Below are 23,715 nucleotides of genomic sequence, written 5' to 3'. Positions count from 1 at the left end.
TTATAAAATACTTTTTATTTTATCTATTTGTAGAAGCCAATTGCGATTGGTTCCAATTCTTTACATCAACAATACGATTGTCAGCAAAATCAACTTCTCTTAAAATTTCTCCTTCCCAGAAAAACCATTTGCCAGATCTTGTTCCATTTACATATTTTCCAGAGGCAGTCTTTTTGCCATCTGTATTATACATAAACCATTGTCCATGTAATTTTCCATCTAAAAAATGCCCGGTTTGGGCGATTTCGCCATTTTCGTGAAAATATGTAGCCTTAACCATCTCCCCCACTTTTTCCAAAGTAGGTTCAGTATCTTGAGAGTACATACCAACCGAAAACAGTACTGCCATAAAAAATATTGCTTTCTTCATATGATATGAGTTTTGTAGATTAATCAATAACACTAACGATATAAATGTAATTATTATTTTACATTAAATACATGATTACGTAACGTTAAATTTACATTGAAAACACAAACTATTGATTATCAGTATTTTGCCAATGTTAAGTTTTACCGCTAAACGTTTTCATCGATAAAAAATGCCGAAAATCTTCCAAACAGTTTGCTTTTTTTAATCAATCATAACCAAAATTCATATTACCTCAGAAAATCAAGATATCTAGCAATAAATATTGACATTCCTCTTAAATTTGCCCCTTCAGAGCGAATAACATGTATAGAAATAATACCTGTGGTGCACTAAGGGCATCGCATATCAGTTCAGAAGTTATTTTAAGTGGATGGGTTCACAAGATCAGGGACAAAGGTTTTGTAGTTTGGGTAGACCTTAGAGATCGTTACGGCATCACTCAGTTGGTCTTTGATCAAGATCGCACTCCTTCTGAGCTTTTGGAAAAGGCAAGGGAACTTGGTAGGGAAACCGTGATTCAAATCAAGGGTGAAGTAATTGAAAGAGCATCCAAAAACCCTAATATTCCCACTGGGGATATTGAAGTACTTGTTGCTGAACTTCAAATATTGAACGAATCCATTCTACCTCCCTTCACCATTGAAGATGAAACAGATGGGGGTGAAGACATCAGAATGAAATACCGCTATTTGGATATTCGAAGAAACCCGGTAAAGAACAACTTGATCTTCAGGCATAAAGTGACCATGGAGGTAAGAAAGTATCTTTCTGATAATGGTTTTATTGAAGTAGAAACCCCTTACCTCATCAAGTCCACCCCTGAAGGGGCTAGGGATTTTTTGGTGCCAAGTAGAATGAATGAAGGGCAATTTTATGCTCTACCGCAATCCCCTCAAACTTTTAAGCAATTACTTATGGTGGGCGGTATGGATAAATATTTCCAAATTGTAAAGTGTTTCAGAGATGAAGATCTTCGTGCAGATAGACAGCCAGAGTTCACACAGATAGATTGTGAAATGGCCTTTGTGAAACAAGAAGATATTTTAAATGCTTTTGAAGGTTTGACCAAACATCTTCTAAAAGAAATCAAAGGTGTTGAAGTTGACGATTTTCCAAGAATCACTTTTGATGAAGCCATGAAACGCTATGGTAACGACAAACCCGATATCCGTTTTGGAATGGAATTCGGAGAGTTGAATGCCGTGGCCCAACACAAAGATTTCAATGTATTCAACTCAGCTGAATTGGTTGTTGGAATTGCAGTTCCTGGTGGAGCATCCTATACACGAAAGGAGATTGACAAGCTTATTGATTGGGTAAAGCGCCCTCAAGTTGGTGCCAAAGGCATGGTCTACGTAAAATGTAATGAGGATGACTCCTTTAAATCTTCGGTTGACAAGTTCTACAATCAAGAAGATTTGGGCAAATGGGCTGAAGCTACCAATGCAAAAGCTGGGGATTTAATCTGTGTCCTTTCAGGAAGTACCAACGAAACCAGGGCTCAGTTAAGCGCACTTCGAATGGAGTTGGCGGAACGACTGGGGCTTAGAAAACCAGATGAATTTGCCCCACTTTGGGTTATTGATTTCCCATTACTGGAACTCGATGAGGAAACTGGCACCTACCATGCCATGCACCATCCATTTACCTCGCCAAAACCAGGGCAATTGGAGCTCTTGGAAACAAAACCGGGCGATGTTAAGGCCAATGCCTATGATTTGGTTTTGAATGGAAATGAAATTGGTGGTGGCTCTATTCGTATTCACGACAAAGAAATTCAGGCAACCATGTTCAAGCATTTGGGCTTTACCTCAGAAGAAGCTAAGGAGCAGTTTGGATTTTTAATGGATGCTTTTCAATATGGTGCTCCACCCCATGGCGGCATTGCTTTTGGACTGGATAGGCTTGTATCCATTTTGGGAGGACAAGAAACCATCCGTGATTTTATCGCATTCCCAAAAAACAATAGTGGAAGGGATGTAATGATCGATGCACCTGCAAATATTGATGAGGGACAATTAAAGGAACTTCACTTGAAATTGGATTTATAGCATATTAAAATCCCGCCACTGAGCGGGATTTTTAATACTTTTAAGAGAATCTATAACCCTCATGCCCAAAAAGAAAAGTTGGCTCACACGTTTTCTTAAATGGAGATACAAACATATCTCCAACCGGACTTTTGTGCATGTCATGAGTGTGGTAGTGGGTTTTTTAGCTGGTATTGTATCAGTCACCCTAAAAAATATTACCTATTTTATTGAATTCGCTTTAGAAGGTGGGATTGTTTTTTCACAAAACCAGTTGTATTTTGTTTTACCTATCGTTGGTCTGACCTTGGTTTATCTGTATGTGAAATATATCCACAAGAAACCGCTTCAACATGCGGTTTCTTCCATCATTTTTTCGCTATCAAAAAAAGGAGGACTTTTAAAAGTCAAAAGTATATACACTCCACTGATTGCTGCTCCGTTAACAGTTGGTTTTGGGGGTTCTGTGGGTTTGCTGGGGCCAGCGGTTAAATCTGGATCTGCACTGAGTTCCAACCTCAGCAGATTGTTTCATATAGATACCAAAACACGATCCTTACTGGTTGCTTGTGCTTCGGCAGGTGCAATTTCTTCTATTTTTCAATCTCCTATTGCTGCCATTATTTTTGCAGTGGAAGTATTTACCTTGGACCTTACCATGCTTTCTATGCTCCCTTTGCTATTGGCTTCAATATCTGGAGTACTTACCTCCTATTTCTTTTTGGGTAACGAAGCCCTTTTTAGTTTCTCCTTATCCGAAGGTTTTCAGCTTAGAGATACCTTCTTTTACATATTATTAGGTGTGGGCACTGCATTTGCCTCTATCTATTTCACCAAAATGTACTTTAGCATCCTCGAGTTTTTTAAACGATTTAAAAGTCCGAAATACAAACTTCTTGTTGGTGGAATAGCTATCGGAATCATGCTTTATGCCATTCCACCATTATATGGTGAAGGCTTTGGGTTTATCAACAACCTTTTGGATGGTGACCATTTAAAAGCTTTAGGTAAAACCCCTTTTGATGATTACACTAACAACATATGGGTAGTTATTGCGCTATTGTTTGGTATTACTATTTTTAAGGCTATTGCCATGACCACAACATTTGCTGCAGGCGGGGCGGGTGGAATCTTCATTCCTACCATGGTGATGGGAAGTGCCTTGGGAAATGTATTGGCCAAGGTCATTAATAACCTCGGTCTTGGATTTGGCGTTTCAGAAAGTAATTTTACGCTCATTGGCATGGCAGGGTTGATTGCAGGGGTAATTCATGCACCTTTGACTGCTATTTTCTTGATTGCGGAAATCACAGGAGGTTATCAGCTTTTTGTGCCTTTAATGATAACCGCTTCAATTTCTTATTTAATCACCAAAAATGCATTGGATTACACCATTTACACGAAGGAATTGGCAAAAATTGGTGCAGTTCTCACCCATAATAAAGACCAAATGGTCTTGGGGCTCATGGAAATAGATGACGTCATAGAAAAGAATTTTAAACCTATTCACCCAGAAATGTCACTCGGGCAAATGTTACATGAATCGGTGTCTAAATCCAAGCGGAATATCTTCCCAGTTTTAAATGAAGAACAAAAATTGATGGGCATCATAGTCTTGGATGATATTCGTCAATTCATGTTTGATACAGAACTTTATGATTCCTTGTTTGTAAAGAATTTGATGCATGCGCCTCCTGAACATATTTTTTGCGATTCGGATAGCATGAAAGAGGTAATGCAAAAATTTCAGGATAGCGGTGCATGGAACTTGCCTGTAATCAGAGAAGGCAAATATGTTGGCTTTATCTCAAAATCCAAATTATTGACCGCCTACCGAAGAAAATTAATCAATTACACCCGATGAAGTTTAAGTTAAAACACCTAACCATTTTAGCACTCTTGGCCAGTGTTTCATCTATTGTCTATGGCTTCGCTATAAAAAAGGATAACCTTTCCTTAGCCAACAAATTTATTGGAGGAGGTACTGCAGGACTTTTTTTGGTGACAATGCCGCTTTTTTTGTTTAAAGAAAGTAAGGGAAAAGACATGAAAGATTATATGTTGACCAAGGAAAACATAAAAAAAATGCAAGGAAAAGAACGGGAAAACGCTGAAAATCAATAATTTTATTAAGATTTAAAGCTTATTTCACCGAGGTGAATTCAAAATACCCTATTTTAGTATTTTAACAATTATTTATTTTAATGACTGGCACAGTAAAATTCTTTAATGGATCCAAAGGTTATGGATTTATTACTAACGACGACACAGGAAAGGACATTTTTGTTCATGTTACGGCATTGAACGGAGTGGAACTAAACGAAGGTGACAAAGTAGAATACCAAGAAGAAGAAGGAAGAAAAGGAGTGGTTGCTGCACAAGTGCAGGTAATCTGACAAAAATATTTTATTTTGATTGGCAAAGCTCTGATATTTCTATCAGAGCTTTTTTAATTCCGTCGACTAGCAATAATTACTTGTTCTTGGTACAGATTAATAAGTTACGTCTGACCATATTATTCTTTTAGAAAGAAGAATTAAAACTATTGTTTTGATTTGTCATTTTTATCCAATGGACATGCACATAATGCGGCATATAATGCCGAATTCTTTTTCTTATCTATCCTAGAACAAATTGTTGGTTTTTTACAACTTTTCTTGGCTCCACTATTCTTAACCGGACTTTCACCTGATTTGCATCTGGCAATACCATCCATAATTCCTTTGGCATATTCAATTTGCCCCTTACTTCTCCATTCATCAGCATGCTTTTCTCCCACTCGCATTGCCTCTGAATTATTACAATACATTTTTGCAGCGTTCAATCCTTGATCAAAAGTCCATTTTTCCTGGGCACTAGAAAAGAAAACCATTGTTAATCCCAAAACTAAAGTCATGTAAACTTTCATATTCATTATTTAATTTGTTAATATTTTCAAATATAAATAATCTTTATCCTACATATTAAGGAGTTTATTCTTCTTTTTTTGATTTTAACACTAAGAATCGACCATATAGTCAAAGACAAAGTAATTATCCTCTGTACGAAATACAGAGTTAAAATGGATTGATAAATATTAAAGATTAGTTCAAGTTCCTTCTTTGCACAAAAAACCGTTTCAACATTTCAGAAGCTTCATTCTCCATAATTCCGCCAACAATTTCAGTTTTTGGATGAATGTTTCCTCCCATAACATTAAATCCACGCTCTAAATCGGCCGCCCCGTACACTATTTTAGAAATCTGACTCCAATACAATGCTCCAGCGCACATTTGACATGGCTCTAAGGTCACGTAAAGCGTACAGCCATGCAAATATTTGCCTCCCAAAAAATTGGACGCAGCGGTTATCGCCTGCATTTCTGCATGGGCAGTTACATCTTTTAACCGTTCTGTAAGATTGTGCGCTCTCCCTATAATCCTATTATCAACAACCACTACTGCGCCAACTGGAACTTCACCATTTTCAAAAGCGATTTCGGCCTCTTGCAAGGCTTTTTTCATAAAGTAGTTGTCATCAAAAGGTTCAACCATAACAATATTGGAACTTAAGGCACAATAGTAGTTATTAATCTAATTGAAAACAAAAAACCCTTTGCAAAGCAAAGGGTTTTTCAATATGGAGAAGTCAACTAACTTACTCTTTCTCAAAATAAACGACATAGGTTTCACCTTGTCCAAAATCTTCATTTATTATCAAACTTTTTCCATCCAAATCAATAATGCCATCAAACATCAATTCCCCTTCTCCAGCATTTAATGTTTCAGTTTCGGTTTCTCCTCTATATGTTTCGGTATATTTATATTCAACAATGGTCAATCTTTTCGTCTCGGCAACATAGGCCCAATTTCCTTCACTTTCGTAGCCATAGTCATATTCCTTATAGCTTATATCGCAAGTATCCACAAAAATATCTTCATCCAAGAATTCGTCAATACCCTTTGATTCGGTGCTGTATGTTCCATCAGCATTCAGAATTAGTATAGCAGAATCCAAAGTTTCACATTCAGTAATCGATTTATAGGTCTCATCTACACTACAGTATCTAGAATAATCATCACAGTTTTTCTCACCTATGACTTCCGTCTTCGTTTCCCCATCATATGTGTCCACATATTTTTTTATGTTCCAGGTTCCTGAAATGGCACTATTACCTCCCCAACTTTCAACAGTTACACAAATCTCCTCGGGAGCACTAATGTTTCCATCCGCATCATATACACATATAACATAGCAGAAAGTCCCAGGTTCAATTTTTGTATTAAAATCAACATCAAGTGTAGTTTCACTATCTTCCTTTGCAGATCTCAGAGAAGCTTTGCCTTTCTTTTCTGTTGCTTTGTTTGATGCATTTGCATTCAAATCTATATCATAATAAGTATCTGATACCGTACCATCATTCGCTTTAAATTGTATGTAAGCCCCAGTAATTGTACCATCCGAACTTAAAGGAACTTCAAAGCCTTCCCCTAACAAAGCAGTTGTTGAAGCTTTGGACACATCCAAAGTAATAGCCTTATTTGGGGTGGGAAGCGTGCCGGTTTCCTTTTTGCCACCAGCAATGATAACGTTATCCGATACTGTATCTATATTTAAAGGCGTTTGTTCAAGTTTTTCAATGGCTTGATCCTTGTTTTCCGCATCTGAAGATTCATCTTTGCTACAAGAGGCTAAAAGCACCAAAGCGGTCAAGGTTAATGATTTGAGGTTTTTGTTCATCTTATTAAAAAATTTTATGATTTGATGCATTAAAACTACGAGGATTACCCTCGGTCTTCAGAATCTTTGTTGTAGAGAATAGACAAACCCGTTGTCAAAGCTTAAAAAATGTAGTTTTGCATTTTAAACCTATATGGAGTACCCATTGCTCAACAATACGAACAGTCCTCAGGACTTGAAAAAAATGCCAGAAGTTGACTTACATAAACTGGCAAAGGAGCTCCGTAGTTTTATTATTGAAATAGTTTCTACAAAAGAAGGGCATTTGGGAGCCAGCCTGGGCGTGGTAGAATTGACCATTGCTTTGCATTATGTCTTTGACACACCCAATGATAAGTTGATTTGGGATGTAGGACACCAAGCATACGGACACAAAATATTGACTGGGAGAAAAGAGATTTTTGATACTAACCGACAACTAGGAGGTATAAGTGGCTTCCCGAAAATAAATGAAAGTGAATATGATGATTTTGGGACCGGACACAGTTCTACATCAATTTCGGCCATACTGGGAATGGCCATGGCTTCTAAATTAAATAAAGAACATTCCAAACAACATATTGCTGTTGTGGGCGATGCCTCAATTGCCAGCGGAATGGCGTTTGAAGGCTTAAACCATCTTGGGGTAACCAATGTAAATGCGCTTATCATTTTAAATGATAATGCCATTGGAATTGACCCAAGTGTTGGCGCCCTAAAAAAATACCTCACCAACGTAAAAGCCGGAACAGCCAAAGATGAAAATATCTTTGAATGCCTAAATCTTGATTACACCGGCCCTATTGATGGACATGATATTGCAAAATTAATTGAAGAATTACGGCGACTAAAAAAGGTAAAAGGACCTAAACTTCTCCATATAATAACTACTAAGGGAAAAGGGCTGAAGAAGGCTGAAGAAGATCAGGTCGTTTATCACGCTCCCGGAAAATTTGATGCGGCCACAGGGGAAAGACTCAAAAAAAACAAAGGAGTGCAGCCTCCAAAATACCAGGATGTTTTTGGTCATACACTAGTTGAGCTTGCAAAGCAAAACCAAAAAATTGTGGGCATAACACCCGCCATGCCTACCGGTAGTTCCTTAAAACTTATGATGGATGAAATTCCAGATAGAGCTTTTGATGTGGGTATTGCCGAACAACACGCTGTTACCTTGGCTGCCGGAATGTCGACTCAGGGCCTTATCCCTTTTTGCAATATATATTCCACTTTTTTACAACGAGCCTATGATCAGGTAATTCATGACGTAGCACTTCAAAAACTTCCAGTTATTTTTTGTTTGGATAGGGCAGGACTTGTGGGGCAGGATGGACCAACTCACCATGGTATTTTTGACCTAGCCTATTTGAGGTGCATCCCCAATCTTATTATTTTTGCGCCAATGAACGAAATGGAGCTTCGCAACATCATGTTTACAGCACAAAATGGTCTTGACCATCCCATCGCAATCAGATACCCTCGAGGGAAAGGTGTAAATCTGGATTGGAAAAAAGCCTTTGAAACTATAGAAATTGGAACTGCCCGTTGCATAAAAGAAGGTGCGGAAACAGCCATTTTAACTATAGGCCATATAGGTAATCAAATCTCTAACATATTGGAAGAATTGGGGCACCCCAAATCCATTGGACATTACGATATGCGTTTTGTAAAACCTCTTGACAAGCAAATGCTTAGAACGGTCTTTGAAAAGTACAAACGTGTTGTTACCGTAGAAGATGGGTGTTGTGCCGGCGGGTTTGGCTCCGCCATTTTGGAGTTTGCCAATGAAGAAAACTTTACCACACCCGTTAAAATTTTTGGAGTTCCGGACAAGTTTGTTGAGCATGGAACAATCCCTGAAACTCATGCCATGGCTGGTATAGATTTTGATACACTACATTCTTATATAAAATCAACCTCAACCAAATGCGATTAATTTGTTTTTTTATTGTTTTTCTTTCAGCCTTTTCATCTTTAAATGCTCAAGTTAATCCTCTCAGGGTATTTGAAAGGGACAGCACCGAATCTGCTTTTAAGGTAGTGCGAATAAAGGATGTTAAACTTAAATATGTGACTCGGGGAGCAAGGCGTACTGATCCCAGAACCATCTTAAACAGGGTAAAACCTCTGGTCAAAAAATACAAGCGCTTTACTCCACAGTCTTTTTGGGACAAAAAAAATGAGTTTGGCCTCAACATTAACGAAGTTGCCTTTGTTAATTGGAACGCTGGTGGTGACAATTCTGTTTCCGCCCTTGCAAATATGCACTTTCGCCGAAATTACAAGTTTCGATATTTAAACTGGAACAATGAACTACGTCTTCGTTATGGCCTTAACGCGCAGGAGGGGAGACAACTTAGAAAAACAGATGATCAAATCAGGATATCATCAACTATTGGTTTTAGAAAGGATACCATAACCAGTTGGTACTATTCCGTAAAAGCCAATTTTAACACCCAATTTTCTAATGGTTATAAATATCCCAATAGAACCACTCCTATTTCACGGTTTATGGCTCCGGGCTATCTATTTTTAGGTGCTGGAACCTCTTATATCCCCGAAGGCAAGAAGTTCAATTTATATATATCGCCCATCACCCAAAAAGCAACTTTTGTTCTTGATGAGGAATTATCCAACCAAGGCGTATTTGGGGTAGATCAAGGAGAACATCTTTTTATGGAAATTGGTTTTCTAATTACCAATAAATGGGAAAAGGAAGTCATCAAAAACGTGTTACTGAACCATCGGATAAGTTTATATACAGATTATTTGTTAAGTTTTGGCAATGTGGATGTAGATTGGGAATTGGCCTTTAACCTAAAGGTTAACAAATACATCAATGCAAATGTTGGAACCCATGTCATATTTGATGATGATATTAAATTTGATGAAGTTGTGGCTGATGATGGCACTGTTATTGACCCGGGAATAGCCAAAATACAATTTAAACAAATATTAGGTGTGGGCCTTACCTATGCCTTCTAAAACTGTTTTCCCATTAATTTGGAATGAATGTGCACCGCAGCACTATCTGATAAGCTAGCCACAAAACAGCAAGTATCTAACAAAATTTTGTAAGTTGATGTATTTGTGTTTTTATAATTTTCAGGAAGACTTTCTATCAACAATCTATCATAATTAGTGCCCTTACCATCCTTTGTATTAATCAATGCCGTGGTATACACATCTAGAATATCTGAGATTATTTTGTATCCTGCCAGTTCCTTATCAATTACCTCATTGGAGCGGTAAATTTTTTCAACACTTAATTTTATAATGTCATTTATTTGGGCTTTGTACTTCCCTTTATCCAACAAGGCAGAATCAAAATCTCCTTCCAATATCCTGGTTTCATTTTGCTCAAAAACTTCCACAGCATCAACAATCAAGGTATTTATGGCCAATGCTCTTAAATAGCTTAATCGATCGCTAGAATATTTCATGGTGTTGTACTTTTTGGTGTTGATATTGTCCTTAACCAAATTGATCAAATATTCCAAAGCATATTCCTCAGGGATTAGACCTAGGTTAATCCCATCTTCAAAGTCAATAATGGTGTAACAAATATCATCCGCCGCCTCAACCAAGTACGTCAATGGATGCCTGTAGAATCCAATTCCCGGGTTTTTAGGATTGGTGTTAAGCCCTATTTCTTGCACAACCTCCATAAAAAATTCTTTTTCCGACTGAAAAAATCCGAATTTCTTATCCGCTATATGGTTAGATGGTTTTTTGGGAAGTGAAGCTTTTGGATATTTCATAAAAGCTCCCAAAGTGGCATAGCTTAGTCGAAGGCCACCGGGAACACCTTCTTTTGATTCTGACAACAATTTTAACCCATTGGCATTTCCTTCAAAGTCGATTAAATCCTGATATTCTTCATTGGTAAGTATAGATTTGTATTTCTTCCCATTTCCTTGTTTAAAATAACTTCCTATCGCTTTTTCACCACTATGTCCAAAAGGAGGGTTACCAATATCATGGGCAAGTGCTGCTGCGGCCACTATAGCACCAAAATCATTAAAATGATATCCGTGCACTTCGCTTAAATATGGGTATTTTGATAAAATACGCTTTCCTGCTATCCGTCCCAAGCTTCTTCCCACAACAGAAACTTCCAAACTATGGGTAAGTCTGGTATGTACAAAATCTTTCTTAGAACCCACACTTATGGGAAGGGGAACAACCTGGGTCTTATCCTGCAGACTTCTGAATGCAGATGAAAAAATAATTCGGTCATAATCCACTTCAAAACCCAAACGGGTTTCATCCTGCTCTTTTCTAAGTCTTTTATTGGTATCTCCATGACGTTTTAGAGACAGTAATTGTTCCCAATTCATAATCAGAATTTAATCAGGCGCAAGATACATTTATGTATGCTTTTCATCCTATCAAATAAGAGATTGTAATCTATAAAAACTTTTCAGGGTCCTCCAATTTTTAAACTTAAGATAAACTTTAGATTACAATAAGTTGGTTTTCTTATCCGACTTTTGCTTTTGTCTTAAGGCAAAACGGATTTCTAGATATTAGTTTTTGTCGACTATTCTTTGAAATCTAAAGTATGGCCGCTTACATGGCGGCCATACTAAATATAACATAAACCAAACGTTAATTTAACATTGATATTAGTTCTTTGCACCCGACAAAAACTAATATTGAAATGAAATTACGACTCTTGGCCTTTGGTCTAGTTACCTTTTTTTGTATTTCTTCCTATTCTCAAGTAGAAGCCCCAAAGTTTGGCAAAGGTCTCCTTAATATTGTTGGTAAAGACAGCACATGGAGTATGAAATTTGCTATGCGTATGCAATTTTTGGGTGTAGCAACATGGGATAAAAGCACCGATGATGGCCTTGTGAATCCAGAACAGAACTTTTTGGTGCGTAGAGCAAGGTTAAAATTTGATGGTTTCGCCTATTCCCCTAAATTAAAATACAAATTTGAATTAGGTTTGTCCAATCGAGATATTTCAGGAGCCAACCAATTTACGAGCAATGCTCCTCGATATATTTTGGATGCTGTGATAATGTGGAATTTTCATGAAAACTTTGAGCTCTGGGTAGGGCAAACTAAACTTCCCGGCAACATTGAACGTGTAATTTCTTCTGGAAACTTACAGCAAGTAGACCGTTCTTTGTTGAATAGTAGATTTAATATAGATCGCGACCTTGGTATTCAGCTTAGACACCATTTTAACTTAACAGATACCTTTTTAGTTCGAGAAAAATTGGCCATCTCTCAAGGGGAAGGAAGAAACATAACCTCTGGAAACCTTGGTGGGCATCAATATACCGCACGGATTGAACTACTCCCTTTTGGAAAATTCGAGAGTAAAGGAGACTACAGTGGGGCCGACCTAAAACGAGAAGAAACTCCAAAATTAATGTTGGCCGCCACATATGATTCCAACCAAAATGCAGTAAAAACGAGAAGCAACATGGGCTCATATATGGCAAACGATGTTGGTTTTTATGAGACCACCATAAACACAACCTTTGTAGATGCAATGTTCAAATACAATGGTTTTTCACTAATGGGTGAATATGCGCACAGGGATGCAAAAGACCCCATCGCCAAAAATTCTGATGGTTCACAAACTGGAGATATCGTACTTGTGGGGAACGGCCTCAATCTGCAATCAGGTTATTTATTTAAAAACAATTGGGAAGTTTCTGGTAGGTATACGGATATTAATTATGACAATGTTACTCGAAGTAACAATCAAAATCAATACACATTGGGGCTTTCAAAGTATCTTTTAGGGCACAAACTTAAAGTTCAAACAGATTTAAGCTACCTTTCTGTTCCCAACGGCACAGACGAATTAATGTATAGACTACAAATGGATGTTCATTTTTAGGCAAAAACATAACCTTTAAATAACATTGATAGTCAGCAAAGTATAGACATTTGAAAATTATTTTTTAGACGATTATGGATAATATTTACTTTCTAATGATTATAGCCCTCGCTGTTTTGGCAATTGCCGATTTAGTTGTGGGAGTCAGCAATGATGCGGTTAACTTTTTGAATTCGGCTATAGGTTCTAAAGCCATTTCCTTCAAAACCATTATGATTATTGCGAGTATAGGTATTGCATGTGGTGCCATTTTTTCAAGTGGTTTAATGGAGGTTGCCCGAAAAGGAATCTTTAATCCTGGGGAGTTCTATTTTCAAGAAATCATGTTCATTTTTATGGCAGTCATGATCACGGATATATTGTTGCTGGATTTCTTCAACACTCTGGGCATGCCAACTTCGACCACTGTATCCATTGTTTTTGAATTGTTAGGAGCCGCAGTTGCCATGTCTTTGTTAAAAATAGGTGCTGCCAGTGGTGATTTTGCAGATGTGGTGAATTACATAAACACTTCAAAAGCCATACAGATTATTTCTGGGATTTTACTATCTGTTGTAGTAGCCTTTACCATTGGTGCTATTGTTCAATGGATATCAAGGCTTTTATTGTCATATAATTTTGAGAAAAAGGCCAAGTGGGTTGGAGCATTGTTTGGCGGTATCGCCTTATCTTCAATTGTCTACTTTATCCTTATGAAGGGAATAAAGGGAACGCCATATGCCGGTGAAGCGTTTGATATTCTTGGAGGTATGAAAATCAAAGATTTTCTTGAAGCCCAAGTACTTCCAATCATTATTGTAAACTTTATTTTATGGTCATTCATTTCTTATGTACTTATCTATTTTGTAAAAGTCAATATCTATAAGGTAATTATTGGTGTTGGCACCTTTGCTTTGGCCCTTGCTTTTGCAGGCAATGATTTAGTAAACTTTATTGGCGTACCAATTGCAGCATGGCAAAGTTATGAGGCCTGGGTTGTTTCTGGAGTGCCAGCCACGGAATTTAGCATGGAAGTTCTTTCAAAGAAAGTACCGACCCCTACATTTCTTCTTTTTATATCTGGCATTGTAATGGTAACCACACTTTGGCTTTCCAAAAAAGCTCGTTATGTTGCGGATACTGAAATCAACCTGTCAAGAGAAGGAGAGGCAAAAGAACGTTTTCAACCCAACTTTATATCAAGAGGGTTGGTAAGATTGGCATCCAATACTTCTGAATATTTAGCAAGTTTATTGCCAAAAGGCCTCAAAGCCAATATGGATCGGCGATTTGAAAAACCGGTAATCGCTTTGTCTCAAGACAAGACCCATAAACTCCCCGCGTTTGATATGGTTAGAGCAGCTGTTAACCTTATGGTTGCGGGAATCTTAATATCCATTGCAACGTCATATAAACTTCCATTGTCCACGACCTATGTAACTTTTATGGTTGCCATGGGCACCTCTTTGGCTGATAGAGCATGGGGAGCGGAGAGTGCCGTTTACAGAGTTGCCGGTGTACTTAATGTAATTGGTGGTTGGTTTGGAACGGCCATAATTGCTTTTATAGCTGCCGGAACAGTCTTAACCTTAATTAATTTTGGGAAAGGTGCAGCTATTGCCATTTTGTTGTTTACTGCCATTCTACTTTTGGTCAGAAACTACAGCGCGTACAAGAAAAAGGCCAAGGAACAAAAGGCAGAAGATAGTCTTAACAGAGCTGAAAGCAGTTCTATACAAGGAGTTATTGAAGAAAGTGCAAGCAACATTGCCAGTGTTCTAAAAAGAACCAATAAGATTTATACCAATTCCATTAATGGATTGGCAAAACAAGATTTGGAACTTCTAAAAAAGAATAAAAAACAAGGGGCCAAACTTTCAGACGAAATTGAAGATCTTAGAAACCATCTTTTCTTTTTCATCAAAAATCTGGATGAAGCTAATGTTGGAGCAAGTAATTTCTATATTAATACCTTGGCCCATCTTACCGACATTGCACAGTCTTTGGAATACATTGGCAAAGTGAGCCATAAACACGTAAACAACAATCATAAAAAACTGAAGTACAACCAAATCAAAGAGTTAAAAGAACTTGATTTGGAGTTGGAAAAATTGTTTATAGGCACTCAACAAATTTTTGAGAACAAATCGTTTGAAGATATTGGAAATACCCTCGAAAGCAAAAAGGATTTGTTTCAACTTGTGTCTGATAAAATTGAGCGTCAGGTAGAACGAACAAGGACGGAAGAATCAAGTCCTAAGAACACCACGCTTTATTTCTCCATACTAACCGAGAGCAAGGACTTGGTAGAAGTTATTTTTGAGCTCTTGGAACTTTATTATGTAGAACATGATAGCACCGTGGAACCTGCGCGAATTGAAAAACAAGACTAGTTTTTGACTATCTTGCCACATGCGTTTTTCTATTTTAGTTTTAGTGTTGCTTTTCAGCAATGTATTTCATGGCCAAAAAATAACATCCAATGAATTGTTGGACAAATCCATAGCATTCCATGACCCCAATGGTCAATGGAGTGTTTTCAGCAACACTTTTGAGGTGTTGATGAAAACACCCAAATCAACGGATCGATTGAGCATTATCAATCTCAATATTCCAAGGGAACAGTTCATCCTTCAGGTTGAAAAGGACAGTGTTTCTTACTCCTACGCTTTCGACAAAGAAAAATGTACTACTAGCTTGAACGGTTCCACCAAAATTACTGAAGAGGATAGCAAAACGTTTGGGTTGACCTGTGAACGTGGCACCATCATGCGAAACTACTATACCTATCTATATGGTCTTCCTATGAAGCTCAGGGATCCAGGCACTCTACTTAATGACGAGGTGCAAACCAAAACCTTTAAAGGAAAAGAATATTTGGTTTTAAAAGTGGATTATGAAGAAGGAGTGGGTAAAGATGTATGGTATTTTTACTTTGACCCTGCTACCTACGCCATGGAAGTTTATCAATTCTATCATGATGAAAGCAAAAATGATGGCGAATATATTTTACTTGAAGGATTGGAAGATATTCAAGGCATAAAAATGCCCAAAACACGAGCTTGGTATTACAACAAAGACGATAAATATTTAGGAACAGATATTCTAATGAAAAATTGATGTAATGACCCAAAAGTTTCAGGTTTTTTTATTGATTGCACTATCCCAAGCATCTTTCTGTTTAGCACAGGAAATGGAAAAACCTTGGATGATGGGACCTTTCAAAAGAGCTGTGAATGCCCAGCCCATTATTCAAAAGGATAGCACATCAACATTTATAGATCCTATTAAAAATCAAAAAGTTTTTTGGGAGTCCATGGCCACATTTAATCCCGCAGCTATAGTTAAGGATGATAAGATTCTTGTACTTTATAGAGCTGAAGAAAAGTTGGGAGAAAAAGAAATTGGAGGTCATTCCTCTAGAATTGGATTGGCAATTTCCCTTGATGGAATCAATTATATAAAAAATGAGCATCCCATTTTTTATCCAGACCTGGACAATCAACAAGAAAATGAATGGCCCGGTGGTGTGGAAGACCCAAGACTTGTAGAAACCGAAGAAGGTTTATATGTACTCACTTATACACAATGGAACCGTCAAGTCCCTAGACTGGCTGTAGCAACATCAAAAAATCTCATTCAATGGGAAAAGCACGGCCCTGTATTCAAAAATCACAAAGAAGGTAAATACCATACTCAAGAAACTAAATCTGGAGCTATTATAACCCAACTTAAAAATGGCAAGTTGGTAGCAGCAAAAATTGACGGGAAATATTGGATGTATTACGGTGTTCCACATGTTTGGCTAGCTAGTTCAGAAAACCTGATTAACTGGACACCTGTTGAGACTTACGAAGGCACTCTAGCCCCTGTTTTGAGTCCAAGACCAGGTTTTTTTGATTCATGGTTGGTAGAGGCGGGTCCACCTCCTCTTCTCACCGAAAACGGCATTGTGGTTATGTACAATGCAGGAAACTCCCAAAATATTGGGGTAAAGAAATTGGGAAATAGGGTTTACACAGGTGGTCAAGCACTTTTTGATTCAAAAGAACCTTGGAAGCTGCTAGACCGATGTGAGAAACCATTCATTAAACCAGAGCTTCCATTTGAAAAATCAGGGCAATACGCAGATGGCACTACCTTTTTGGAAGGCCTTGTGTTTTTTAAGGGGCAATGGTATCTGTATTATGGAACCGCAGATAGTATGGTAGGTGTTGTGACTGCCAAAAAATAGTTGGCTATCTATAAAAATTCATTTCATCCATATATTTCCATACAGACTCTGGAAGTAGTGGCCGGATATTCCTCCCCTCTTTATGTTGTTTTCGAATAAAAGTAGAAGAGATTTCCATTATAGGCGCATCAATTCTATGGATTTTAGGGTTACCTTCAAACTGATGTTCAATTCTCCCCTCGGAAATTCTTGGATATACGTAAATGGAATAGTTTTCTAAAATGGACTCATAGTTTTTCCATTTATGGAAACTTTTTAAGTTGTCCTCTCCCATAATCAGGGAAAACTGATATTCGTTCCCGTATTCCTCATCCAAATGCACTAAAGTGTTTATGGTGTAATTGGGTTGGGGCAAATTAAACTCAATTTTACTGGGTTTTAGTTTAGGATAATCCTGTAAGGCTTCAAACACCATTTGATACCTATGATGGTCATCCAACAAAGATTGCTTGGTTTTAAAAGGGCTTTGCGGTGTAATCACAAACCAAATCTCATCAAGGTCAGAAAACTCCACCATATGGTTGGCAATTGCCAAATGACCTATGTGAATGGGGTTAAATGTTCCAAAGTACAGCCCTACGAGTTTCATTTGCTATTCTTCTTCTGAACTTGGAATTGTTGCTCCCACGAAATCAGCCACCAATTTATGGGATTCTTTCAATGCCGTATCTAAGTCGTAATTTTTAATAATCTCGTCAAACTGCGGAGCGGTTGCAAGCTCAACAGATGCTTTGGCCACTCTCATATTAATCTTATCGTCGCTTTCAGTGCTTCGCTTTTTAAGCCTGATTTTTAACTCGTCAACACTGGGAGGTTTGACAAAAACCGCCAATGTTTCCTCTGGAAATTTCTTTTTAATACGCAGCCCGCCGACCACATCAATATCAAAAATGACATTCTTCCCTTCGGCCCATAAACGTTCTACCTCAGTCTTCAGCGTTCCATAGAAATTGTCTCGATACACTTCTTCCCATTCCAAAAAATCTTCGTTCTTAATATGACTTTTAAACTCTGAAATGGACATAAAATAATAGTTGACACCCTCCTTTTCCCTACCTCTCCTAGGCCTTGAAGTAGCTGAAACAGAAAAGGCAAGATTCAATTCCGCCTGTTCCAAAAGATGCTTTACTATGGTAGTTTTACCGCTTCCCGAAGGAGCTGAAAAAATAATGAGCTTTCCCCCTTTGTTCATAGCACGTTAAGCATTTGCTCCTTGATCTTCTCCAATTCATCCTTCATTTGCACTACCAGTTGTTGCATGGGTGCATAATTGGCCTTGGAGCCTATTGTGTTGATTTCCCTTCCAATTTCCTGGGCAATAAATCCAAGTTTTTTACCATTGGAATCGTTCGATTTCAAAGTAGTTCCAAAGTAATTCAAGTGGTTTGCCAAACGCACTTTCTCCTCGGTGATATCGTATTTTTCGAGATAGTAGATCAGCTCTTGTTCAAATCGATTTTCATCCAGCTCGACCTTTAGGTCGGCAACAGCTTTTTCCAAACGTTCGCGCACGGTATCCAGTCTTTCTGGATCCATGGTTTTGACTTGTTCAAGAAGGTCATTCAATTTTTTCAGTCTCTCATTAAAATCTTCTTCCAAAACCTGACCCTCTTCATTTCTAAAAATTGAAATCTCTGAAAGCGCCTCTTTCATTGCGGTTTTTATAGCGTCATATTCTGTCTGGTCAATATCGCCTTTCTCTGTCTTCATGGTATCCGGTAAACGTAAAGCCAGTTCCAGCAGTTTCAAATTATCACCTTCAGCAATATTTGCCAATTGTTTCATGTATTTTCTAACCACTCCTTGATTTACTTCAGCTGTAGTTTCCTCTCCAGTAATCTCTACATAAAGCCCAAAATCAACCTTGCCACGAACCAAAACATCTGCAATCATTTTACGCAATTCCAGTTCCTTTTCCCTATAAAATTGTGGAAGTCTGGCATTGATATCCAAATTTTTACTGTTCAGTGATTTAAGCTCTATGGTGATTTTTTTGGAAGGAAGTTGCACTACATGCTTCCCAAAACCGGTCATGGATTGAATCATACGGTATGATTAAATTTTGGCAAAGGTAACCAAAAATGGGGTTTGGATTGACTTTATAGAAAAGCCATATTAATTAAAAATATCTCCCTCATTCGAGTTCTCGCACCCAAATATTTCTAAAGCTCACCCTGCTGTTATCGTTATGGTCTTGTAACATTAAAGGGGCTTTTCCATGTGCTTCATAGGCAGGCCATCCAATGTATTCAATAGTGCCTTCAATTTCAAAATGATCTTGGATTAAAATTCCATTGTGAAGTAGTGTCACGGTGGCAGGTTTCACAATATTTCCTCCTCTACTAAATTCCGGGGCATGATATATAATATCATACGTATTCCATTCTCCTGTTGGTGAAGAGGCCATGGCCAAAGGCACACCTTGTTTATACAATGACCCAACCTGTCCATTTACATAGGTGTCATTCTCATTATTATCCAATACTTGTATTTCATAACGTTGTTGTAGAAAGACCCCGCTATTTGCCCTATTCTGACCCTCACGTTGTGCTTCTTTCGGAGATTTCCATTCCAGATGCAGTTGTATGTTCCCAAAATTCTGCTTGGTCTGAATGTTTCCGGTCTTGTCTTTGACCGTCATACTCCCATCTTTGTTTAAATGCCATTTAACCTTGGTGCTATCAACACTGCTTACCCAACTATCAAAATGCTGACCATCAAAAAGAACAATGGCATCACTTGGAGGTGCTCCAAGTTTTCCGGGAATCACCCGAGGTGGAATGGGTTCATAAACTTCTGTTGCTTCAGGATTTGTAGGCCCTGATTTTTGACCGTACGCAAAACCAATTATTAAAGTAAATACTCCAAAAAGAGCACTTTGGCGTTTCATCATATTAAAGCTCCTTAATCTTGATATTCCTATATCCAATAACCAATGGCTCTCCATGATCTTGAAATGCAATCTTCCCTGTTCTCGACGTTCCGAAACCTTCCCAAGTAGCAAATTTGGAGTTGGCAACCATAGCATCCCAAGCTTCTCCATTGACCGGAAATTCAACAATCTTCACATCATTTAATACAACACTACCCTGATTGGTATCATGATTTATGGTAATTAAATAATGGTTCCACTCACCAACTGGCTTAACCACATCTTGGGACGGGGAAACCATATCGTACAACGCACCTGCCCTATGACTTGTGCCATTCTTGGCATCTGGGTGGTCCACATTGTCCAATACTTGAATCTCTGGACCTGTTTGATAGGGTTCTTTGTATTTATCCCCTTCTTGTACACCCCACATAATCCCACTGTTTGCCCCACTGGACACCATCCATTCTACAGAAAGCACAAAATTGGAATATTCTTTATCTGTAACTATGTTAAACCGCTTTCCTTCTTCCCTATGTTTTGGTTTTAAAAGCATGGCTCCGTCTTCAAGTTTCCAACCATCTGTTATTTCCATGCCAGAAAAAATATGCCACCCATCAAAGGAAGTCCCGTCAAACAAAACTGTCCATTCACTTTCCTGTTGCTCCGTTTGAGCCTCTATTTCTTGTGTAATTTTCTCTTTTGGCTTGTCTTTGCAAGCAAAAGTAACAGCCAAAGCTGTCAATAAAACTAGTTTTTTCATAATCCCAATATTTTTTTAAGTTTTTCAGTATCTGTTTCAGCTCCAGCAAAATCATCAAAGGTTTTTGTAGTAGCCTCAATAATATGATCTTGGATAAATTTAGCGCCTTCCCTTGCACCTTGTTCCGGGCTTTTTATGCAACACTCCCATTCCATTACCGCCCAAACATCACAGCCGTATTGTGTCAATTTGGAAAAGATGGTCTTAAAATCTATCTGGCCGTCCCCAAGAGAACGGTACCGCCCTGCTCTATCACCCCAATCATTATATCCTCCAAAAGCACCTTTTTTACCAGTTGGGTTAAATTCGGAATCTTTTACATGGAAAGACTTTATAAATTCATGGTAATGATCTATGTAGGTAATATAATCCAATTGTTGTAAGACAAAATGGCTAGGGTCGTATAAAATATTCACTCTCTTATGGTTGCCTGTGGCTTCCAAAAAGCGTTCAAAGGTATCTCCATCATGTAAATCCTCTCCAGGGTGAATTTCATAACAAACATCAACTCCTTCGTTATCAAAATGGTTTAAAATGGGCATCCATCTTTTTGCTAATTCCTCAAAACCCAATTCTACCAACCCCGGTGGCCTTTGAGGCCAAGGATGCCATGTATGCCAAAGCAATGCTCCAGAAAATGTGGCGTGGGCCTTTATTCCCAATCTCCTACTTGCCGTGGCAGCTTTTTTCACGGTTTCCACAGCCCATGCTGTTCTTGCTTTGGGGTTGTTCTTAACAGCATCCGGGGCAAAATTATCAAACATGATATCGTATGCTGGATGCACTGCCACCAACTGCCCCTGCAAATGGGTGGAAAGTTCGGTGATTTCCAATCCGTAGGAATTGATTTTTTCCTTTAACTCATCGCAATAATCCTGGCTCTCGGCGGCCTTGTCCAAATCTATCAGAAACGATTCCCATGTTGGAATTTGGATTCCTTTGTAACCTAGTCCAGAGGCCCATTTGCACAGTCCATCCAACGAATTGAACGGAGGTTGACCATCCACAAATTGTGCAAGAAACACTGCAGGCCCTTTAATTGTCTTCATTTAAATCAATTTTTTAGCATGGATAAATCCTTAAGGTTTTGGGATTTATCACCTATATTTAAGAAAAATATTATGACTTTTTCATTTTCCCAATGGAAAGACATAAATATAGCGATTAGCTAACAATTAATACAGCACAATAATGAATGAAAATGTTGTTTATGATGCCATTGTTGTAGGAACGGGTATAACCGGTGGTTGGGCTGCTAAGGAGTTATGTGAAAACGGATTGAAAACCCTGGTACTGGAGCGTGGCCCGATGGTGAATCATGTTCAGGATTACAAAACCATGAATGACGATTCTTGGGATTATCCCTTAAAAGGTGAATTATCACGTTCCGACAAAGAAAAATATCATAAGCAGCTTAGAGTGGGTTGGGCACCGAGGGAAGATGTCAAACATTTTTTTGTGAATGACTTGGAACATCCTTACCAGGAAACCAAACGTTTTGATTGGATACGAGGCTATCAGGTTGGTGGCAGGTCCCTTACTTGGGGTAGACAAAGTTATCGCTGGAGCGATATTGATTTTGAGGCCAATAAAAAAGAAGGGATTGCAGTAGACTGGCCTGTTCGATATAGAGATATAGCACCTTGGTATGATAAAGTGGAGTCATATATTGGGGTAAGTGGTGAAAATTTGGGCTTAAAACAGTTGCCCGATGGTCAATTCCTGCCTCCCATGGATTTGAATTGCGTGGAAAAGGAGTTTCAGCAATCTATGAAGACAGAGTTTCAGGACGGAAGACTTTTGACAATAGGCAGAGCTGCACATATTACCAAAGACACAACGGATTTTACAGGTCGTGGGCCTTGTCAATATAGAAATCGATGCTGGAGAGGTTGCCCCTTTGGAGGTTATTTTAGCAGCAACTCTTCAACTTTGCCTGCTGCAGAACGAACCGGCAATTTGACCTTACGCCCAAACTCCATTGTTTACGAAGTTATCTATGATGATGATCAAAAAAAAGCAACTGGTGTAAAAATCATTGATGCTGAGACCAATGAAAAAATAGAATTCAAATCCAGGATAGTATTCCTCTGTGCTTCGGCCATGGCATCCGTGGGAATCTTACTGCAATCCAAATCCAAAGCATTCCCCAATGGTTTGGGAAACAATTATGATGAAGTAGGTCGTAATCTTATGGACCACCACTATCAATTAGGTGCATCAGCAAAAGTAGAGGGGCATTTGGACAAATATTATAAAGGAAGAAGACCCAATGGGTTTTATATTCCTCGCTTTGTTAATCTTGATGAAAAAACAAAACGAAATGGATTCTTACGCGGATTTGGATATCAAGGAGGTGCCAATAGAACGCATTGGTCAGAAATGGTGGCCGAAATGGGTTATGGAAAAGCTCTTAAAGAAGCTATTCTAAAACCAGGAGGTTGGGAAATAGGAATGACAGGTTTTGGGGAGATGTTACCATACCATGATAACCGTGTTACCTTGAGCAAGGATAAAAAGGATCAATGGGGACTGCCACAATTAGATTTTGATGTGGAATTCAAGGAAAATGAACAAAACATGCGCGAAGTCATAAAAGAAGAGGCCGTTGCCATGTTGAAAGCAGCTGGATTCAAGGATGTGAAACCATATGATCGGGAAACCGGTCCTGGCTTGGGCATACATGAAATGGGAGGTGCCCGAATGGGCCATAATCCAAAAACGTCTGTGCTCAACAAGCATAATCAAGTGCATGGAGTGCCCAACGTTTATGTTACTGATGGTGCTTTCATGACCTCGGCCAGCTGTGTTAATCCTTCATTGACCTATATGGCATTTACGGCGCGAGCTGCTAATCATGCCGTTAAACAATTTAAACAACATAAATTTTCTTAAATACCTAC

General features: G+C 38.4%; 22 protein-coding genes. 11 read left to right on the top strand and 11 right to left on the bottom strand.

The window, feature by feature from the left end; all coding sequences use genetic code 11:
- Positions 1–19 precede the first annotated feature (19 nt).
- Positions 20–370, bottom strand: coding sequence for a toxin-antitoxin system YwqK family antitoxin (locus CRO15_RS04410; RefSeq protein ID WP_097044550.1), 351 nt, complete (start codon positions 368–370; stop codon positions 20–22).
- Between the two features lie 305 nt (positions 371–675).
- On the opposite strand from CRO15_RS04410, the gene aspS reads away from it, so the two are divergent.
- The 4 genes from aspS (at position 676) to CRO15_RS04390 (ending at position 4,799) form a co-directional block, all read left to right on the top strand.
- Positions 676–2,424, top strand: coding sequence for an aspartate--tRNA ligase (aspS, locus tag CRO15_RS04405; protein WP_097044549.1), 1,749 nt, complete (start codon positions 676–678; stop codon positions 2,422–2,424).
- Positions 2,425–2,485: 61 nt separating this feature from the next.
- Complete coding sequence (locus tag CRO15_RS04400) at positions 2,486–4,267, top strand: chloride channel protein (protein WP_097044548.1); 1,782 nt, start codon at positions 2,486–2,488, stop codon at positions 4,265–4,267.
- Positions 4,264–4,527, top strand: coding sequence for a hypothetical protein (locus CRO15_RS04395; protein WP_097044547.1), 264 nt, complete (start codon positions 4,264–4,266; stop codon positions 4,525–4,527). The genes CRO15_RS04400 and CRO15_RS04395 overlap by 4 nt, the downstream gene beginning before the upstream one ends.
- Before the next feature lie 80 nt (positions 4,528–4,607).
- Positions 4,608–4,799 (top strand): cold-shock protein, encoded by a 192-nt coding sequence (locus tag CRO15_RS04390; RefSeq protein ID WP_097044546.1) that lies wholly within the window; start codon positions 4,608–4,610, stop codon positions 4,797–4,799.
- Positions 4,800–4,945: 146 nt separating this feature from the next.
- On the opposite strand, the gene CRO15_RS04385 is transcribed toward CRO15_RS04390, so the two are convergent.
- The 3 genes from CRO15_RS04385 to CRO15_RS04375 all read right to left on the bottom strand — a co-directional run bounded on the left by CRO15_RS04385 (position 4,946) and on the right by CRO15_RS04375 (position 7,122).
- Positions 4,946–5,311: a hypothetical protein gene (locus CRO15_RS04385; protein WP_133067198.1), complete on the bottom strand. Its 366-nt coding sequence runs from the start codon at positions 5,309–5,311 to the stop codon at positions 4,946–4,948.
- 175 nt (positions 5,312–5,486) lie between these two features.
- On the bottom strand, positions 5,487–5,936 hold the full coding sequence (locus tag CRO15_RS04380) for a nucleoside deaminase (protein ID WP_097044544.1): 450 nt from the start codon (positions 5,934–5,936) through the stop codon (positions 5,487–5,489).
- 103 nt (positions 5,937–6,039) lie between these two features.
- Complete coding sequence (locus CRO15_RS04375; protein WP_097044543.1) at positions 6,040–7,122, bottom strand: hypothetical protein; 1,083 nt, start codon at positions 7,120–7,122, stop codon at positions 6,040–6,042.
- A 133-nt stretch (positions 7,123–7,255) separates the two neighbouring features.
- Here CRO15_RS04375 and dxs point away from each other — a divergent pair, with 133 nt between their 5' ends.
- Positions 7,256–9,037: a 1-deoxy-D-xylulose-5-phosphate synthase gene (dxs, locus tag CRO15_RS04370; RefSeq protein WP_097044542.1), complete on the top strand. Its 1,782-nt coding sequence runs from the start codon at positions 7,256–7,258 to the stop codon at positions 9,035–9,037.
- Positions 9,028–10,086: a DUF3078 domain-containing protein gene (locus CRO15_RS04365; RefSeq protein WP_097044541.1), complete on the top strand. Its 1,059-nt coding sequence runs from the start codon at positions 9,028–9,030 to the stop codon at positions 10,084–10,086. Before dxs ends, CRO15_RS04365 begins: the two co-directional genes overlap by 10 nt.
- Here CRO15_RS04365 and dgt read toward each other — a convergent pair.
- Positions 10,083–11,441: a dGTP triphosphohydrolase gene (gene dgt / locus CRO15_RS04360; protein ID WP_097044540.1), complete on the bottom strand. Its 1,359-nt coding sequence runs from the start codon at positions 11,439–11,441 to the stop codon at positions 10,083–10,085. The genes CRO15_RS04365 and dgt overlap by 4 nt on opposite strands.
- Before the next feature lie 323 nt (positions 11,442–11,764).
- On the opposite strand from dgt, the gene CRO15_RS04355 reads away from it, so the two are divergent.
- The 4 genes from CRO15_RS04355 to CRO15_RS04340 all read left to right on the top strand — a co-directional run bounded on the left by CRO15_RS04355 (position 11,765) and on the right by CRO15_RS04340 (position 17,177).
- Positions 11,765–12,964, top strand: coding sequence for a porin (locus CRO15_RS04355; RefSeq protein WP_097044539.1), 1,200 nt, complete (start codon positions 11,765–11,767; stop codon positions 12,962–12,964).
- 74 nt (positions 12,965–13,038) lie between these two features.
- On the top strand, positions 13,039–15,336 hold the full coding sequence (locus CRO15_RS04350) for an inorganic phosphate transporter (protein WP_097044538.1): 2,298 nt from the start codon (positions 13,039–13,041) through the stop codon (positions 15,334–15,336).
- A gap of 19 nt (positions 15,337–15,355) precedes the next feature.
- Entirely contained in the window at positions 15,356–16,063 is a 708-nt protein-coding gene (locus tag CRO15_RS04345) for a DUF6503 family protein (protein ID WP_097044537.1), read from the top strand.
- A 4-nt stretch (positions 16,064–16,067) separates the two neighbouring features.
- Complete coding sequence (locus CRO15_RS04340) at positions 16,068–17,177, top strand: glycoside hydrolase family 130 protein (RefSeq protein ID WP_097044536.1); 1,110 nt, start codon at positions 16,068–16,070, stop codon at positions 17,175–17,177.
- Between the two features lie 4 nt (positions 17,178–17,181).
- Here the strand turns inward: CRO15_RS04340 and nadD are convergent, their stop codons facing one another.
- The 6 genes from nadD to CRO15_RS04310 form a co-directional block, all read right to left on the bottom strand.
- Complete coding sequence (gene nadD, locus CRO15_RS04335) at positions 17,182–17,766, bottom strand: nicotinate (nicotinamide) nucleotide adenylyltransferase (RefSeq protein ID WP_097044535.1); 585 nt, start codon at positions 17,764–17,766, stop codon at positions 17,182–17,184.
- 3 nt (positions 17,767–17,769) lie between these two features.
- Positions 17,770–18,369 carry a guanylate kinase gene (gene gmk / locus CRO15_RS04330; RefSeq protein WP_097044534.1) on the bottom strand — a complete coding sequence of 200 codons (600 nt, stop codon included), beginning with the start codon at positions 18,367–18,369 and terminating at the stop codon, positions 17,770–17,772.
- Positions 18,366–19,223: a YicC/YloC family endoribonuclease gene (locus CRO15_RS04325; RefSeq protein WP_097044533.1), complete on the bottom strand. Its 858-nt coding sequence runs from the start codon at positions 19,221–19,223 to the stop codon at positions 18,366–18,368. Before CRO15_RS04325 ends, gmk begins: the two co-directional genes overlap by 4 nt.
- An 88-nt stretch (positions 19,224–19,311) precedes the next feature.
- Positions 19,312–20,067, bottom strand: coding sequence for a 3-keto-disaccharide hydrolase (locus CRO15_RS04320; protein ID WP_097044842.1), 756 nt, complete (start codon positions 20,065–20,067; stop codon positions 19,312–19,314).
- A 4-nt stretch (positions 20,068–20,071) separates the two neighbouring features.
- Entirely contained in the window at positions 20,072–20,812 is a 741-nt protein-coding gene (locus tag CRO15_RS04315) for a 3-keto-disaccharide hydrolase (RefSeq protein ID WP_097044532.1), read from the bottom strand.
- On the bottom strand, positions 20,809–21,861 hold the full coding sequence (locus CRO15_RS04310; protein ID WP_097044531.1) for a sugar phosphate isomerase/epimerase family protein: 1,053 nt from the start codon (positions 21,859–21,861) through the stop codon (positions 20,809–20,811). Before CRO15_RS04310 ends, CRO15_RS04315 begins: the two co-directional genes overlap by 4 nt.
- Positions 21,862–22,003: 142 nt before the next feature.
- Here CRO15_RS04310 and CRO15_RS04305 point away from each other — a divergent pair, with 142 nt between their 5' ends.
- A complete protein-coding gene (locus tag CRO15_RS04305; protein ID WP_097044530.1) occupies positions 22,004–23,707 on the top strand; it encodes a GMC oxidoreductase in 1,704 nt (567 codons plus the stop codon).
- Positions 23,708–23,715 lie beyond the last annotated feature (8 nt).

Source organism: Flagellimonas pacifica, from assembly GCF_900215465.1.
GTDB lineage: Bacteria > Bacteroidota > Bacteroidia > Flavobacteriales > Flavobacteriaceae > Flagellimonas > Flagellimonas pacifica.
This window is presented reverse-complemented; position numbering and strand designations above follow the sequence as displayed.